Origin of the sequence: Pseudonocardia nematodicida, assembly GCF_040105385.1 — a bacterium.
Lineage (GTDB): Bacteria > Actinomycetota > Actinomycetes > Mycobacteriales > Pseudonocardiaceae > Pseudonocardia > Pseudonocardia nematodicida.
Genome location: NZ_JBEDNQ010000002.1, coordinates 392,400 through 408,596 on the forward strand (window position 1 = coordinate 392,400; position 16,197 = coordinate 408,596).

A 16,197-nucleotide genomic window follows, 5' to 3' on the forward strand; every position below is an offset into this window, starting at 1 on the left:
CACCGTCATGTCCCGCACCCTGCTGCGCACGCTCGCCGCGTCCGCGGTCCTGCTGCTCGCCGTCGCCGGCTGCTCGTCCGGCGCCGGACAGTCCGGTACCACCGACGAACCCGCCGCGGCCGGCGAGTTCCCGGTGACGCTCGAGCACGCGTTCGGGTCGACGACCATCGAGCAGGAGCCGCAGCGCGTCGTCACCGTCGGGTTCAACGACGCCGACTTCGCCCTCGCCCTGGGCGTGCAGCCGATCGCCGTCCGGGAGAACATCGGCGACTACGACTACGAGAACCGCCCCTGGGCGCAGGAGGCCCTGCAGGGTGGTCCGGCACCGGAGATCCTCGTCGGGGCGGACATCCCGATCGAGCAGGTCGCCGCGCTGGAGCCCGACCTGATCCTCGGCGTCTACTCCTTGATGGACCGCGCGACCTACGACGCGCTGTCGCAGATCGCGCCGACGATCGCCCAGGGCACCGAGGACGGCACCAACGCCGCCACGTGGGACGAGCAGACCCGGATCTCCGGCCAGGCGCTCGGCCGGACCGCCGAGGCCGACGAGGTCATCGCGCAGACCCAGGCGAAGTTCGACGAGGCGCAGCAGACCTACCCCGACTTCGCGGGCAAGAACCTGAAGTTCGGCTTCTACATCGAGGGCACGCCCTATGACATGGGCACCGAGGACCTGCGGGCACAGCTGTTCGACGGCCTGGGCTTCACCGTCCGCCCGGACTCCGAGACGCTCTCGCTCGAGGAGCAGGGCCGGCTCGACACCGACCTCCTCACGGTGATCGGCCGCAGCCGCGCCGACTCGGAGGCCGACCCGGTGTTCTCCGCGATCCCGGCGGTGCAGGAGGGCCGGGTCGTCTACCTGGGCGCCTTCGACACCGAGTTCGCCGCCGCGCTGGGCTACTCCAGCCCGCTGTCGCTGCCCTACGCGGTCGACGTGGTCGCCCCGCAGCTCGACGCCGCCCTGAAGGGCGAGGCGCAGGGCAGCTGACGCTGCTCGTGAGTGGTTGTCGCGGCCGGAGACCGCGACAACCACTCACGAGCGGAGTGTGCGACGCAGTAGCCGCTCCGGATCGGGGGCGGCCGCCGGCGCGGCGACGGCGATGATCAACCACCCCTCGACGACGGCGAGCAGGGCGCGCACGCCGTCGTCGTCGAGCGGGGTGCCGAGGCGCTCCAGCCAGGCCGCCCCCCGCTCCTCGATCCGCGCCCGCGCCGCGGCGATCCGCTCCTGCAGCGCGGGGTCGAACGCCGCCTCCACGAAGATCGCGTGCCGGGCGAGCGTCAGCTCCCGCCCGGGCCCGGCGAGCTCGCGCAACATCGCACCCAGCACCGCGACCGTCCCCTCGACCCCGCCCCCCTCGGACTCGAGGGGTACACCAGGGCTCTCGCGGGCCGCGCCCACGACGCTCCTGTGCCTCTCGGCGCCGCCCGCCGTGGCCAGGGCCTCCCAGGCGACGACCTCGCGCTGCAGGAGCCGGTCGACCACCCCGGCGACCAGCTCGGACCGGGTCCGCGCCACGTTCGACGCCGACCCCGGCGGGAGCCCGGCCGCCGCGTCGACGGCCCGGTGGGTCAGCGCCCGCGAGCCGCCCGATCCCAGTACGGCGATGGCCGCATCCAGCACCCGGTCCTGTCGTTCCGACACCGCGGCAGACTACATCCGTAGTGACATCCCACTACAGCCGTAGTAGTTTCGCGCTCATGCGGGTGACGGTGGTGGGCGCGGGGATCGGCGGGCTGGCCGCGGCGGCGGGGCTGCACGCGGCGGGACACGAGGTGACGGTGCGCGAACGCGCCCCCGGCCCCGCGACCGACGGCACGGCGCTCGGCATCTGGCCGGCCGCGGTCCGCGCACTCGACGACCTCGGCCTCGGTCCGGGCCTGCGCGCCGTGTCGCACCCGCAGGCGAGCGGGGCGTTGTGCCGCCCGGACGGCACCCGGCTGGCGCGGATCGACGTCCGCGGCGAGGTCCACCTGGTCGCCCGCCCGGACCTGCGCACCCTGCTCGCCGGGACACTGCCCGGCGACACGGTCCGCTACGGCAGCCCGGTCGCCGAAGCCGACCTGCCCGCCCTGCGCGACGGCTGCGACCTGCTGGTCGGCGCGGACGGGCTGCACGGCACGACCCGCACGCTGCTGCCCGGCGGCGACCGGGTCCGGCCACGACGGACCGGGACGGTCGCCTACCGCGGCGTCGCCACCGTGACGGTCGGCGCCGGGACCGAGACCTGGGGCCGCGGCGCGCGCTTCGGGGTGCTCCCGCACGGCCCGGACGGCGACCGCGCCAACTGGTACGCCGTCCTCCCGTCGGCCGACGCGCCGCCGTCGCCGGACCCGGCGGCCGACCTCGCGTTGCTGCGGGAACGGTTCGGCGCCTGGCACGACCCGGTCCCCCGCGTGCTCGCCCGGATCGGCACCGACGGCTACCTGCGCCACCACCTCGCCGACCTGCGCCCGCCGCGCCGCTACACCGACGGCCGCCGCGTCGCCGTGCTCGGCGACGCGGTGCACGCGATGACCCCCGACCTCGGGCAGGGCGCCTGCCAGGCACTGCTCGACGGCATCGCGCTCGCCACCGCGGTCACCCGGTCGGCCGACCTGCCCTCGGCGCTGCGCGCCTACGACCGCCGGCGCCGCCCGCCGACCCGCCGGCTGGTGCGGCTGGCCCGCGCCGTGCACCGGGTCGCGCAGGCGCGGCGCGGGACCCGGCTCCGCGACCGCGCGGTGTCGACGCTCTCCGCGCTGACCCCGTCATCGACCGCCCGCCCGGCTCCGTCCCCGCACTGAACCTCAGGCGTCCGGCCGGTTGACCGACGTCATGAACGACTGCTGGCCGTGCACCTCCATCTCGGCGAGCACCACCTGCGGATCGCCCGCCTCGATGAGCCCGACCAGGTAGCGGTGCCGCGCCGCGTGCTCGAGCAGCGACTCCTGGACCCGGTCGCGGGCGACGAGGTTGCGGGACATGCAGAGCAGGACCTGCTGCTGCACCGACCGGTAGATCGCGCTGAGCCGGCGGTGGCCGGCGATGTCGACGATCGAGGCGTGCAGGCCGTAGGAGCTCTGGACCAGCGACGCACGGTCCCCGGCGCGGGCGTCGGCCTCCAGGACGTCGAGGGCCTCGCGGACCGGCACCAGCCGGCGCGGGTCGCGCACCGGCACCCCCTGCTCGATGGCCATCCGCTCCAGCCCGAGGCGCAGCACCATGACCTCGACGACGTCCTGCTCGTCCAGCGTGGTGACGACGGCGCCGCGGCGGGGCCGGATGGTGATCAGCCCGTCGCCCTCCAGCAGCCGCAGGGCTTCCCGCAGCGGGGGCCGGCTGACTCCGAACCGTTCGGTGAGGCGCTCCTCGACCAGCCGCTCCCCCGGCTCCAGCTCGCCCGCGAGGATCTCGCGCCGGATCTCCTCGTGGACCAGTGTCACCAGGCTGCGCTGCTCGATCCGCCCCGCGGCCGCCTCGTGCGATGACAGCATGATCTCCACCCGCCGTCCTCCGGACTCACGCGCGCCGACCGTTTCGCCTCGAATGAGACTTGCCACACAGCCCGTCCGGACTGTAGACAATAGTCCACGCGAGTCCGGCACGTCCCACCCCCGCCCGATCGTCAGACGAACGGTCACTCGATCCAAGACTGTAGACAATAGTTTGTCGTCGCCTGCCGGTCCGCTCCGCAGAACTGCTCAACGAGGAGAGAGTTCATGAACCGACCGTGGAAGTCCGCGATCGTCCCCGCCCTCGTCGGCGTCGCGGCCCTGGCGCTCACGTCATGTGCCGGCGGCGGCTCGGCCGACGCCGGCGGCGGCGACTACAGCCCGGGGAACTCGGTCCGGATGATCGTCCCGTTCGCCGCGGGCGGTGGCTCCGACCTGGCCGGACGGGCCATCGCGACGGGCCTGGAACCGATCACCGGCGCCACGGTCACCGTCGAGAACCTGGTCGGGGGCTCCGGCGCCGTCGGCTACGCGCAGCTGGTCGGCAGCGCCGGCGACGCGTCCATCCTGCTCGCCTCCGAGACCTCGCTGATCACGCTCCCGGTCGTCCAGGACGTCCCGTTCAGCTACCAGGACTTCACCCCGATCATGAAGCTCGCCGAGGACTACAACCTCGTCGTCGTGCGGGCCGACTCCCCGCACCAGACCTGCAACGACCTCGTCGACGCCGCCGCCGACACCACGATCGGCATCGCCGGCACCACCGGCCCCGACCACATCGCCCTGAGCCTGGTGGAGCAGGAGACCGGCAGCTCCTTCGAGCGGGTCAACTTCGAGTCCGGTGGCGAGATCACCGCGGCCCTGCTCGGCGGGCACATCGGCGCCGCGGGAGCGAACCCGGGCGAGATCCTGGGCCAGCTGGAGTCCGGCGACGTCCGGGCGCTGTGCGCCCTCGCGCCGGAGCGCTACGAGTACCCGGCACTCGCCGACATCCCGACCGGGATCGAGCAGGGCATCCCGGTGGACTTCGCCCAGTGGCGCGGCTTCGTCGCGCCGGGCGGCATCCCCGAGGAGGCCACCGAGTACTGGATGGACGCCGGGCGCCAGCTCGCCGGGAGCGAGGCGTTCACGACCTACATCGAGGACAACATGCTGCAGGAGTCGGTGGCCTACGGCGACGAGTTCCGGACCTACCTCGACGAGTACCAGGCCGACGTCGAGTCGGTCCTCGGCGATGAGTGAGGCGGCCACCGTCCGCCCCGCGCGGGAACGGCCGGCCCGCTCCGACCTCGTCGGCACCCTGGTACTGGCGGCGGTCGGCGCGGTCGCCACGGTCATGGGCATCGGCTACGGCGTGTTCGACGACGGCCAGGTCGGCCCGGGTTTCCTGCCCACGGTCACCGGCGCGTTCATCCTGCTCGCGTCGCTGGCCGAGATCGCCCGGATGTACCTGGCCGCGCCGCGGGTCGACACCGGCGGACTGCTCGCCGCCGCGGAGAGCGCCGAGAAGGCGGCCGCCGAGGTCACGACCGAGGAGCGCGACGTCTTCGGCCGGACGGCACGCCAGCGCGGCCGGGCGATCCTGCTGGTGTTCGGGACGATGCTCGGCGCCCTGCTGCTGGTGCAGGTGATCGGGCTGCTGCTGTCGCTCGGCGTGATGGTCCTGGCGATCACCCTCGGGGTGGAGCGCAAGCCGCTGCTCATCTCGGTGCTGACCACCGCCGGAGCCGTCGGGGCGGCCTACCTGATCTTCATCGTGGGTCTGGGTGTCCCGACCCCCACCGGCGCCCTCGGGCTGATCTGAGGGGACGACAGCATGCTCGAGAACCTCCAGCTCGGCCTCGAGACGGCCCTGACGCCGACGAACCTGCTGTGGTGCTTCGTGGGCGTGTTCCTCGGCACCGTGATCGGGCTGCTGCCCGGTCTCGGCTCGGCGACCGGCGTGGCGATCCTGCTGCCGGTCACGCTGGCCATGGAGCCGATCACCGCGCTGACGATGCTGGCCGGGATCTACTACGGGTCGCAGTACGGCGCCTCGACGAGCTCGATCCTGCTCGCGACACCGGGCGACTCGTCGTCGGTGGTGCTCACCCTCGACGGCTACCAGATGGCCCGCAACGGCCGGGCCGGCGCCGCACTGGCGATCTCGGCGATCTCGTCGTTCATCGCCTCGATCGTGACGCTGGTCGGCCTGCTGCTGCTCGCCCAGCCGATCGCCGCGTTCGCGCTGAACTTCGGGCCACCGGAGAACCTGGCGATCATCCTGCTCGGCCTGGCCACGATCGTCACCTTCGCCGGCAAGAACGTCCTGCGCGGCATCATCATGGCCGCGGTCGGCCTGCTGATCTCGATGGTCGGCATCGCGGCCGGGTTCCCGACGGCCCGGTTCACCTTCGGCAGCGTCAACCTGCTCAGCGGGCTGGAGTTCGTCGCGGTGATGATCGGGTTGTTCGCGCTCGGCGAGGTGCTGCACCAGATCCACCGAGGCGGCGAGAAGCCGATCCGGGCGTCGTTCCGGGACCTGCTGCTCACCCGCGAGGAGCTGCGCCGGTCGGTGGCGCCGACGTTCCGCGGCGCCGGTCTGGGCTTCGGGCTCGGCGTGCTGCCCGGTGCGGGCGCCACACTGGCCAGCTTCATGTCCTACGGCCTGGAGGGCCGGGTGGGCCGCCACCGGCGCAAGCTCGGCAGCGGCACCGTCGAGGGCGTCGCGGGGCCGGAGGCGTCGAACAACGCCGCGGCCAACGCGAGCTTCATCCCCACGCTCTCGCTCGGCATCCCCGGCAGCGGGACGACCGCGATCCTGCTCGGCGCGTTCGTGATCTTCGGGCTGCAGCCCGGCCCGCTGCTGTTCGAGCAGCACCCGGCGCTGGTGTGGGGCCTGCTGGTCTCGTTCTTCTTCGGCAACCTGCTGCTGCTGGTGCTGAACCTGCCGATGGCGCCGGTCTTCGCGCAGCTGCTGCGGCTGCCCTACAGCTACCTCTACCCGCTGATCCTCTTCCTGGGCTTCATCGGTGCGTTCGCGGTGGGGAACAACATGTTCACCCTCTACGTCGTGTTCGCCGCCGGGGCGCTCGGCTACCTGATGAAGCGGTTCGACTTCCCGGTGGCCCCGCTGGTGCTCGGCCTGGTCCTCGGACCGCTGCTGGAGCGGGCGCTGAACCAGACGTCGTCGATGGGCGGGGGCAACCTGCTCATCGTGTTCCAGCGGCCGATCGCCGCCACGTTCGTCGCCGCCGCGGTGCTGGCCTTCGTCGCCCCGCCGCTGATGAAGGAGATCGGACGCCGGCGGGCACTGCGGCGCGCCGCCGACCGTCCCGACAACGAGGAGATCGATGCCTGAGACGTCCACGACCGTCCGCGGCGCCGTCCTGGAACGGATCGGCGACGAGCGGCCCTACGCGACCACGCGCCCCGTCACGGTCGGCGAGCTCGAGCTGGGGCCACCCGGCCCCGGCGAGCTGCTCGTCCGGATGGAGTCGGCCGGGCTCTGCCACTCCGACCTGTCGGTGGTGAACGGCAGCCGGGTCCGGCCGGTACCGATGCTGCTCGGCCACGAGGCCGCGGGCCGGGTCGAGCGAGCCGGGCCGGGCGGGTCCGACCTGGCGCCCGGGCAGCGGGTGGTGATGACGTTCCTGCCCCGGTGCGACGGCTGCGCCGGGTGCCGCACCGGCGGCCTGCTCCCCTGCGAGCCGGGCACCGCCTCGAACACCGCGGGCACGCTGCTCGGCGGCGGGATCCGGCTGCGCCGCGCCGACGGGCCGGTCCTGCACCACATGGGCGTCTCCGGGTTCGCGACGCACGCCGTGGTCGACCGCCGGTCCGTCGTGCCGGTCGACGACGACGTCCCGCCGCAGGTCGCGGCCCTGTTCGGCTGCGCGGTGCTGACCGGCGGCGGGGCCGTGGTGAACGCCGGCCGGCCCCGCCCCGGCGACGACGTGCTGGTCGTCGGGCTCGGTGGTGTCGGCCTCGCGGCGGTGCTGACCGCCGTGTCGCTCGGCCACGGGCAGGTGATCGGCGTCGATCCGGTCCCGGCGAAGCGGGAGCTCGCCCGCGCGCTCGGGGCGCGGGAGGCGCTGAGCCCGGAGGAGGCCGTCGCGCGCGGCGCGACCGCCCCGGTCGTCGTCGAGGCCGCCGGCAGCGCGCCGGCGTTCGAGACCGCGGTGGCGCTGACCGCCCCCGGCGGGACCACGGTGACCGTGGGGCTCCCGGCGCCGGACGCCCGGGCGAGCATCGCGCCGCTGGGCATCACCGCGCAGGCCCGCACCATCGTCGGGTCCTACCTGGGCTCGGCGATCCCGTCCCGGGACATCCCGTGGTTCGTCGACCGGTGGCGGGAGGGCCGGCTCCCGGTCGAGCGGCTGGTGTCGGACACGATCGCGCTCGAGGACCTCAATCGCGCGATGGACGCCCTGACAGACGGGCACGCGGTCCGCCAGATGATCCGGTTTCCCGACTGAAGAGCCGTGTTCTGCGGCCATCGATTGTAGACAATAGTCGGTCGTCGTGACCGACGGAGGAGGAGTCGTGGCACAGCCCAGCGCGAACGGCACGGCGCCCGGCGGCGCCCTCGCCGACCTGAGGATCGTCGACCTCACCCAGGTGATGGCCGGCCCGTTCTGCACGATGGTGCTCGCCGACCTCGGCGCCGACGTGATCAAGGTGGAGAACCCGGAGGAGGGCGACCAGACCCGCCGGTCGTGGGGGCGCCCGGCGCCCGGACGGGACAGCCGCGCGTTCATGGCACTCAACCGCAACAAGCGCAGCGTCACCCTCGACCTCAAGACCGCCGACGGGGTGGCCCGGCTGAAGGACCTGGTCGCCGACGCCGACGTCGTCGTGGAGAACTTCCGGCCCGGCGTCGCGGCGCGGCTCGGCGTCGACCACGCGGCGCTCTCCGCGGTGAACCCCGCGCTGATCTACGCCAGCATCTCCGGGTTCGGCCAGGACGGGCCGTACTCCTCGCGCCCGGGCTACGACCTCATCGCGCAGGCGATGGGCGGGGTCATGAGCGTCACCGGCGAGCCGGACGGGCGCCCGGTCAAGTGCGGGCTCCCCCTCGGTGACCTCGGCGCCGGCCTGTTCACCGCGATCGGCATCCTGTCCGCCTGGAACTGGCGCCGCCGCTCCGGCGAGGGTCAGTACCTGGAGACCTCGCTGTTCGAGTCGGTGGTCGCGCTCTCGGTGTGGGAGTCGGTCGAGTACTGGGGTACCGGCAACGTGCCCGGCCCGCTCGGCTCGGCGCACCGGATCAACGCCCCCTACCAGGCGCTGGCGACCAAGGACGGCTACGTCACCGTCGGCGCCAACAACCAGCGGCTCTGGCGGCGGATGTGCGAGGCGATCGGCGAGCCCGAGCTGGCCGACGACCCGCGGTTCGCGACCAACATGGACCGGCTGGAGAACCTGCCCGCCCTGGTCACCCACCTGGAGGCCCGGCTCGCCGAGGCCGACACCGACACCTGGGTGGAGACCCTGCTCGACCACGGGGTGCCGGCCGGTCCGATCCAGGACTACCGCCAGGTCCTCGACGAGGACCCGCACCTGGCCGCACGCGGAATGGTGACCCAGGTCGAGCACCCGCTGGAGGGGATCATGAAGCTGGTCGCCAACCCGATCCGGCTGACCGCGACACCACCGGACATCCGCCGCCATCCCCCACGGCTGGGCGAGCACGTCGACGAGGTCCTCGGCGCGCGGACCGGGGAGGCCGGAGCGTGAGCGACGACGAGGTGATCTCCCGTCGCGACGGCGCGGTGCTGTGGATCCAGCTGTCCAACCCACCCCGGCGCGGCGCGCTGACCTGGCGGATGTACGACGAGCTGGAGCGCCTCTGCCTCGCCGCGAACGACGACCCCGACCTGCGGGTCGTGGTCATCGGTGGCCGCGACGGCTCGTTCGCCGCGGGGACCGACATCGGCCAGTTCGCCGCCTTCACCTCCGGCGCCGACGGGGTGGCCTACGAGCACCGGATCGGCGAGATCGTCGGGGCGCTGCTCGCGGTCCGGGTACCGGTGGTCGGCGTCGTCGAGGGGCCGGCGGTGGGCGGCGGGCTGTCCATCGCCGCCTGCTGCGACCTGCTGATCGCCACCGAGGACGCGAGGTTCGGCGTCCCCATCGCGCAGACGCTGGGCAACGTGATCTCCCCCGCCGCGGTGCAGCGCCTGCGGGACCGCCTCGGTGCCGGCCGGACGATGGCGATGCTGCTGACCTCGCGGCTGCTCGGCGCGGCCGAGGCGCAGACCGCCGGTTTCGTGCACACCGTCGTCGGGCCGGACGATCTCGAGGCCACGGTCACCGGGATCGTCGAACGGATCGCCGCCGGCGCGCCGCTCACCCTGGCCGCGATCAAGGAGCTGGACCGCCGCCTCGGCGGCCTGACCGCCCTCGACCCCGCCGACGAGCTGATGGCGTCGGTCTACGGCAGTGCCGACTTCCGGGAAGGGGTCGCGGCCTTCGGCGAGAAGCGCAAGCCCGTCTGGACCGGGCGCTGACGCGCCCGTGAGTACTTTTCGTGGCCGGGGCCACGAAAAGTACTCACGGGTGGTGAGGTGTACCGATGGAACCGGCCGGCCCCGCACGTCTCCCCCGGCTCACCCCCGGCGATCTCGACGAGGACCAGCGGCGCGTCTACGACGCCGTCACCGGCGGGGAGCGCGCCCGGATCCCGGGCCGCGTCCCGCTGACCGGCGACGACGGCGCCCTGAACGGGCCGTTCGGGGTGATGCTGCTGGCGCCCGGGGTCGGTGACGCCCTGCAGCAGCTCGGGTCGCGGATCCGGTTCGGCACCGCGCTGGACGGCCGGGTCCGCGAGGCGGCGATCCTGCAGGTCGCCCGCACGCTGGACAGCTCCTTCGAGTGGTACGCACACGTGCCGGCCGCCCGGGCCGCGGGCCTGACCGAGGCCGAGATCTCCCGGATCGCCGACGGTGGCCTCGTCGGGGCGTCCGAGGCGGAGACGGCCGCCGCGGACTTCTGCCGGGTGCTGCTCGCCTCGCCCGGGGTCACCGACGCCGAGTTCGCCGCCGTCCGCCGGCACCTCGACGACCGGCAGGTCACCGAGCTCACCGCGCTGGTCGGCTACTACCGGCTGCTGGCCCAGCTGATGGCCGTCTACGACGTGGGCGCTCCGCGCTCGTGAGTGGTTGTCGTGGCCAGGGCCACGACAACCACTCACGAGCGGCGCAGCCGCCTCGCGGTCAGCACCGCGACCCCGCCGGCCACCAGGACCAGCGCGAGCACTACCCCGGTGGGCAGCATCCAGAGCAGTAGCGTCCACCCCGTCCAGCTCGGGGGCAGCGCGAGCAGCGACAGCGCGGGCAGCAGCAGGAGCCCGCCGACCACCGCCAGCGCGGGCGCGGAGACCGGACGCCGCCGCCCGGCCCGCCGGGGCGCCCGCACCACCCCGATCACCGCCGCGACCACGGTCAGCGCGGCCATCCCGAGCAGGACGGGCTGCAGCACCCGCACCGGGTCCGTCGTCGGCGGCACCGGCGCCACGCCGTCGGCCGCGGCGACCAGGTCGGCCGCCAGGTTGCCGGGACGGCCGGCCGCGTCGGTCAGCACGAAGGCTCCCGTCCCCCGCGGCGAGAGCTCGATCGCGCTGGTGAAGGTGCCCAGCTCGCCGGTGTGCAGGGTGCGGACCCGGCCGTCGTCGGTGGTCCGCGACGACCACCCGAGCCCGTAGCGCCCGTCGGTGCCGGGCGCCGGGGTGTGCGACTCCCGCAGCGACGCGGCCGAGAGCAGGCGGGTGCCGTCCGGCGTGGTCCCGTCGCCGAGCTGGAACCGCAGCCACCGGGTCAGGTCGGCGGCGGTCGTCACGACCCCGCCGTTGCCGGTGCACACCGCCGGGATCTCCGGGACCGCGATCTGCACCCCGAGCGCGCCGACGTGCCCGCGCGCCAGGCCGGGCACCTCCTCCTCGCACCGGTCGGTCGCGACCGTCGCCGTCATCCCCAGCGGTTCCAGGACGGCGTCGTGCAGGTGATCGCCATAGCTCCGCCCGGTCAGCTCCTCGATCATCCGGGCGAGCACCGTGTAGTTCGTGTTCAGGTACTCGTGCCGGGTACCGGGGTCCGTCGCGAGCGGGACCCGGCGCAGGTGCTCGACGTCGGCCGCGGCCGAGGCGGGCGAGGGCTGCCGGAACTCGTCGACGTCGGCGAGCGCCAGTCCCGAGGTGTGGCCGAGCAGGTGCCGCACGGTGATCCGGTCACCGCGCGGGTCCGCGACCGCGAAGTCCGGGAGCAGCTCGACGACCGGCTGGTCGAGCCGCAGCCGGCCGGCCTCGGCGAGCTGTTGCACCGCGACGCCGGTGAAGGCCTTGGCCATCGACGCGATCCGGAACGGGGTGTCGGCCGTCACCGGTGCCCCGTCGGAGGTGCGGCCGTGCGGCACCGTGGTCACGGCGCCGTCGGAGGGGACGACCACTGCCACCATGCCGGGCACCGCGTTCGCCTCGGCGTAGCCGCGGACCGCGGACTCCACATCGGACCGTGACTCGGACGCGGCCGACGGGACGGCGACCGCCGCCAGCGCGATCACGACGGCCAGCGACAGCAGCGTCGGCGCGGGGCTGCGCATCGGGACTCCTCGCTCGTGGACGGTCGGTACCGGCGATCATGGCGAGCCGGGCACGCCGCCTCATCGGGGTGACCCCGGAGACGATCGTCGGGGACGCCCCGACGTCGCCCTCGACCGAGCGTGAGCGGCCGGACACCTCCCGTGTTACTCGGTAACGGGGTGGTGTCCGCCCGTGCGCGCCGGTGGCACAGCCCCTCCCGAGCTGCCTAGGGTCGTTCCGTTTGGCTGGTTCGTCACGCAACCCTGCGGCGGGCCGGTGCCCGGCGACATCCGAGGAGGCCCAGCTCCGATGAGCGACACCGCGTCCCCGATCACCACGGAACCGCGTCCCGGCGACGGCGGTGACGACGACGGACCCGCGGTCCGGCTCAACAAGCCGGTCTTCTACGGCTCCGCGATCGGCGTGCTCGTCGTCGCCGCCTGGGCGATCTTCGCCCCGACCCACGCCGACGCCGTCATCGGCGAGCTCGTCGGCTACATCTCCACCGGGTTCGGCTGGTTCTACATCCTGGTCGCCACCGCGGTGCTGGCTTTCGTGCTGTTCCTGGCGTTCTCCTCCTACGGGTCGATCCGGCTCGGCCCGGACCACTCGCGCCCGGACTTCTCCAACCTGTCCTGGGCGTCCATGCTGTTCGCCGCGGGCATCGGCACCGACCTGATGTTCTTCTCGGTCGCCGAACCGATCACCCAGTACACCGCGCCACCGGTCGGGCCGGGCGAGACGGTCGAGGCGGCCCGCGAGGCGACGGTCTGGACCCTGTTCCACTACGGCCTCACCGGCTGGGGCATGTACGCGCTGATGGGCATCGCACTGGCCTACTTCGCCTACCGCCGGGAGCTGCCGCTGTCGATCCGCTCGGCGCTCTACCCGCTGATCGGCAAGCGGGTGTTCGGCCGGGTCGGGCACGCCGTCGACCTCGCCGCCGTGCTCGGCACGATCTTCGGCGTCGCGACCTCGCTCGGGATCGCGGTCGTGCTGCTCAACGTCGGCCTGAACGTGCTGTTCGGGGTGCCACAGGGGCTCGCGGCCCAGGTCGGGCTGGTCGTGGTGGCGGTGGCGATCGCGACCGTCTCGGCCGTGTCCGGTGTGGACAAGGGCATCAAGCGGCTCTCCGAGCTCAACGTGATCGCGACGCTGGTGCTGGCCGCGTTCATCCTGGTCACCGGGCAGACCTCGTTCCTGCTCAACGCGATGGTGACCAACCTGGGCGACTACCTGGCGTCCTTCCCGTCGCTGACCATGGAGACCTTCGCCTTCGAGCAGCCGACCGAGTGGCTGAACTCCTGGACGCTGTTCTTCTGGGCCTGGTGGATCGCCTGGGCCTCGTTCGTCGGGCTCTTCCTGGCGCGCATCTCGCGCGGGCGCACGATCCGGCAGTTCGTCGTCGGCACCATGGTGATCCCGTTCCTCTACATCCTGATCTGGGTGTCGATCTTCGGGAATGCCGCGCTGGCGAGTGTCCGCGGTGGCAACGACGCGCTCGCCACCGCCGCGGTCGAGCAGCCCGAACAGGGCTTCTACCTGCTGCTCTCCGAGTACCCGTGGTTCGGGTTCCTGGCCGGGCTGGCCACGCTGACCGGCCTGCTGTTCTACGTGACCTCCGCCGACTCCGGCGCGCTGGTCATGGCGAGCCTGACCTCCTACCGGCGCACCCCGCGCGACGACGGCTCGACGGCCAACCGGATCTTCTGGGCCGCGGCGACCGGGCTGCTCACCCTCGGCATGCTCTTCGTCGGCGGCATCACCACGCTGCAGAACGCCACGGTGATCATGGGGTTGCCGTTCGGGCTGGTCATCGTCCTGGTGATGCTCGGGCTCTGGAAGGCACTGCGGCTGGAGCGCTACCGCACGGAGAGCAGGCGCTCCAGCCTGCCCGCGCTGCTGTCCGGCCGCAGCGGGCCGTCCGCGACCGACACGACCCCGGACGACGACGGCGCCGGCGCGGGCTGGCGCGAGCGGCTGCGACGCACGATGGGGCACGCCGACGGGCCGGGCGCCGACCGGTTCCTGTCCGGCACCGCGACCACCGCGCTGACCGACGTCGCCGAGGAGCTGCGTGGGCAGGGTGTTCCCACCCGGGTGCGGCGGTGCACCGACGAGGAGGCTCCGGAGGTCGAGCCGGGTGAGGAACGCCCGGAGGGCATGCGGCCGCTCGAGCTCGTCGCCGAGGTGCACGAGAGCCTGCCGTTCGTCTACCGCCTGGTCCCGCGGGTGACGGGGCTCCCCCGCTATCCGCTCGACGGCGCCCCGGGCGCGGACGGCGCCGTCCGTCCGGACGACACCGCGGCACGCGTCGAGACCGCGGGGACCGCCGGCAGCGCGATGCCGGCGGCCGCCGGGATCGAGCGGGCCGGCACCGGCGGCGCGTCCGGCTCCGCAGAGGGCGCCGGGGCCTGGACCGACCACCACCGCGTCGAGGTGCACCTGCAGGGCGGCGGGCAGGGCTACAACGTCATGGGCTACAGCTACGGCCAGCTCGTCGACGACCTGCTCGACCAGTACGAGCAGCACCTGGAGCTGCTGCGCCTGGAGCGCGAAGCCGCTCCCTGACCGGTGCGACCGTCCTCGTGCGGCTGCGCGATGGTCTCGACGTGGGCGAACCCGCCCGGCTCGGCCGGGTGAACGACTACGCGCCCTCCACCCGTACACACCCGCACGCAGCCCGGGACCGCTCACCGCGATTTAACGCGCCCTTGAGCCGCTCACCGTCCATCGCGACCCGCTCGTCGCGGAAACCGGCTCCCGGCACGATCATGTCGGGACGGCACCGAACCCGGGGGTAGCCTCTCACCAAATTTTGCGGCAGCAACGAACGGGGCGAGCGACGTGACCTCCCACCAGCGGAAACCGCGCCGGGCGCGGGCCCGCCGGGAGCCCGTCGCGGATCCCCCGTCCCGAGCCGTGCCGATGCGTGCCCGGCTGTTCGCGCTCGGTGTCGAGGCGGTCGCGCTCGCGCTGGTCGTGCACGCGATCATCCACGTGACGGTGCCGGGTGTCGACCAGCTGGTGCTCGCCGGCCTGCTGGCCGGCGTCGCCGTGGCGCACGTCGAGCTGTCCCGCACCGCCGAACGGGTGCGGCGCCGGATCAGCGACACCACCCACGTCAACATGACGTCGGTCTGTACCTTCGCGGCGGCCCTGTTGCTGCCGGTGGTGCCGGCCACGGTCGTCGTCGTGGTGATCTACACCCACCTCTACCTGCGGGTGTGCCGGCCGGCGGGGATCGCCGCGCACCGGCACCTGTTCAGCGCCACCACCGTCGTCCTCGCGGTACACGCGGTCGCCGCGGTCTCCGGCCTCCCCGGGGACCCGCTGGGCGGGTTCGGGTCGTTCGGCGACGCCACCCTCATCCTCGCCGCGGTGGCCGCCTTCACCGCGGTCAACATGCTGCTGGTCGTCACGGCCGTCCGGCTGTCCCAGCCCGGGACCCGGTTCCTGCGCATCCTGCTCGGCGGGGAGATCGTCCTCGAGCTCGCGACGGTCTCGCTCGGCGGGCTGGTCGCGGTCATCATCGCGAACACGACCCCGTGGCTGGTGCTGCTCGCGATACCCCCGCTGCTCGTGCTGGAGCAGGCCACCCTGGTCCGCCAGCTGGAGACCCGGGCCGAGACCGACGCCAAGACCGGGCTGCTCAACAACGACGCCTGGCGCTGGCGGGCCCGGCAGATGGTCGAGCGCTCCGCGCGCTCCGACCGCGCCGTCGCCGTCCTGGTGCTCGACCTCGACCACTTCAAGGCGGTGAACGACCGGCACGGCCACCTCGCCGGGGACGACGTGCTACGTGCCGTGGCCGGGGTCCTCACCGCCGAGGTCCGCGACCAGGACCCGGCCGGGCGGTTCGGTGGGGAGGAGTTCGTCGTGGCGATCGGCGGCCTGCAGCGCGACGACGTCGTGTACGGCCGGGCCCGCGAGGTCGCCGAACGGATCCGGCGCAACATCGAGGCCCTCGTCGTGACCCCACCGAGCGCCGGCCGCCCGGTCGACGGGCTGTCGGTCTCGATCGGCGTCGCGGCCTCCCCCGACCACGGCGACGACATCGAGGCCCTGCTCACCGCCGCCGACGCCGCGTTGTACGCGGCCAAGCGCGCCGGGCGCAACCAGGTGCGGGTGTGGGGCGACCCCGAACCGGCCGCGCCGGCCCCGGCCACCCCGCCGTTCGGGATGCGGTACAGCGCCTGAGG

General features: G+C 73.6%; 15 protein-coding genes. 11 read left to right on the forward strand and 4 right to left on the reverse strand.

The window, feature by feature from the left end:
* Positions 1 to 7: 7 nt before the first annotated feature.
* Complete coding sequence (locus tag WIS52_RS06100; RefSeq protein ID WP_349297123.1) at positions 8 to 991, forward strand: iron-siderophore ABC transporter substrate-binding protein; 984 nt, start codon at positions 8 to 10, stop codon at positions 989 to 991.
* Between the two features lie 45 nt (positions 992 to 1,036).
* Here the strand turns inward: WIS52_RS06100 and WIS52_RS06105 are convergent, their stop codons facing one another.
* Positions 1,037 to 1,648, reverse strand: coding sequence for a TetR/AcrR family transcriptional regulator (locus WIS52_RS06105; protein WP_349297124.1), 612 nt, complete (start codon positions 1,646 to 1,648; stop codon positions 1,037 to 1,039).
* Positions 1,649 to 1,704: 56 nt separating this feature from the next.
* On the opposite strand from WIS52_RS06105, the gene WIS52_RS06110 reads away from it, so the two are divergent.
* Positions 1,705 to 2,790: an FAD-dependent monooxygenase gene (locus tag WIS52_RS06110; RefSeq protein WP_349297125.1), complete on the forward strand. Its 1,086-nt coding sequence runs from the start codon at positions 1,705 to 1,707 to the stop codon at positions 2,788 to 2,790.
* Between the two features lie 3 nt (positions 2,791 to 2,793).
* On the opposite strand, the gene WIS52_RS06115 is transcribed toward WIS52_RS06110, so the two are convergent.
* Positions 2,794 to 3,480 carry a GntR family transcriptional regulator gene (locus WIS52_RS06115; RefSeq protein WP_349297374.1) on the reverse strand — a complete coding sequence of 229 codons (687 nt, stop codon included), beginning with the start codon at positions 3,478 to 3,480 and terminating at the stop codon, positions 2,794 to 2,796.
* A 225-nt stretch (positions 3,481 to 3,705) separates the two neighbouring features.
* On the opposite strand from WIS52_RS06115, the gene WIS52_RS06120 reads away from it, so the two are divergent.
* The 7 genes from WIS52_RS06120 (at position 3,706) to WIS52_RS06150 (ending at position 10,576) form a co-directional block, all read left to right on the forward strand.
* Positions 3,706 to 4,680 carry a tripartite tricarboxylate transporter substrate binding protein gene (locus WIS52_RS06120; RefSeq protein WP_349297126.1) on the forward strand — a complete coding sequence of 325 codons (975 nt, stop codon included), beginning with the start codon at positions 3,706 to 3,708 and terminating at the stop codon, positions 4,678 to 4,680.
* The gene (locus WIS52_RS06125) at positions 4,673 to 5,242 is read left to right on the forward strand and encodes a tripartite tricarboxylate transporter TctB family protein (protein ID WP_349297127.1); all 570 of its coding nucleotides are present in this window, start codon (positions 4,673 to 4,675) and stop codon (positions 5,240 to 5,242) included. Before WIS52_RS06120 ends, WIS52_RS06125 begins: the two co-directional genes overlap by 8 nt.
* 12 nt (positions 5,243 to 5,254) lie before the next feature.
* On the forward strand, positions 5,255 to 6,778 hold the full coding sequence (locus tag WIS52_RS06130; RefSeq protein ID WP_349297128.1) for a tripartite tricarboxylate transporter permease: 1,524 nt from the start codon (positions 5,255 to 5,257) through the stop codon (positions 6,776 to 6,778).
* Entirely contained in the window at positions 6,771 to 7,895 is a 1,125-nt protein-coding gene (locus WIS52_RS06135; protein WP_349297129.1) for an alcohol dehydrogenase catalytic domain-containing protein, read from the forward strand. The genes WIS52_RS06130 and WIS52_RS06135 overlap by 8 nt, the downstream gene beginning before the upstream one ends.
* Positions 7,896 to 7,962: 67 nt before the next feature.
* On the forward strand, positions 7,963 to 9,156 hold the full coding sequence (locus WIS52_RS06140) for a CaiB/BaiF CoA transferase family protein (RefSeq protein WP_349297130.1): 1,194 nt from the start codon (positions 7,963 to 7,965) through the stop codon (positions 9,154 to 9,156).
* Complete coding sequence (locus tag WIS52_RS06145) at positions 9,153 to 9,929, forward strand: enoyl-CoA hydratase (RefSeq protein ID WP_349297131.1); 777 nt, start codon at positions 9,153 to 9,155, stop codon at positions 9,927 to 9,929. The genes WIS52_RS06140 and WIS52_RS06145 overlap by 4 nt, the downstream gene beginning before the upstream one ends.
* A 65-nt stretch (positions 9,930 to 9,994) precedes the next feature.
* On the forward strand, positions 9,995 to 10,576 hold the full coding sequence (locus tag WIS52_RS06150; protein WP_349297132.1) for a carboxymuconolactone decarboxylase family protein: 582 nt from the start codon (positions 9,995 to 9,997) through the stop codon (positions 10,574 to 10,576).
* Positions 10,577 to 10,608: 32 nt separating this feature from the next.
* On the opposite strand, the gene WIS52_RS06155 is transcribed toward WIS52_RS06150, so the two are convergent.
* Positions 10,609 to 12,015 (reverse strand): serine hydrolase domain-containing protein, encoded by a 1,407-nt coding sequence (locus WIS52_RS06155; protein WP_349297133.1) that lies wholly within the window; start codon positions 12,013 to 12,015, stop codon positions 10,609 to 10,611.
* A gap of 289 nt (positions 12,016 to 12,304) precedes the next feature.
* Between WIS52_RS06155 and betT the strand changes: the two genes are divergently transcribed.
* Complete coding sequence (gene betT, locus WIS52_RS06160) at positions 12,305 to 14,566, forward strand: choline BCCT transporter BetT (protein WP_349297134.1); 2,262 nt, start codon at positions 12,305 to 12,307, stop codon at positions 14,564 to 14,566.
* 76 nt (positions 14,567 to 14,642) lie between these two features.
* On the opposite strand, the gene WIS52_RS06165 is transcribed toward betT, so the two are convergent.
* Entirely contained in the window at positions 14,643 to 14,771 is a 129-nt protein-coding gene (locus WIS52_RS06165; RefSeq protein ID WP_349297135.1) for a hypothetical protein, read from the reverse strand.
* A 152-nt stretch (positions 14,772 to 14,923) separates the two neighbouring features.
* On the opposite strand from WIS52_RS06165, the gene WIS52_RS06170 reads away from it, so the two are divergent.
* Positions 14,924 to 16,195, forward strand: coding sequence for a GGDEF domain-containing protein (locus tag WIS52_RS06170; protein ID WP_349297375.1), 1,272 nt, complete (start codon positions 14,924 to 14,926; stop codon positions 16,193 to 16,195).
* Positions 16,196 to 16,197 lie beyond the last annotated feature (2 nt).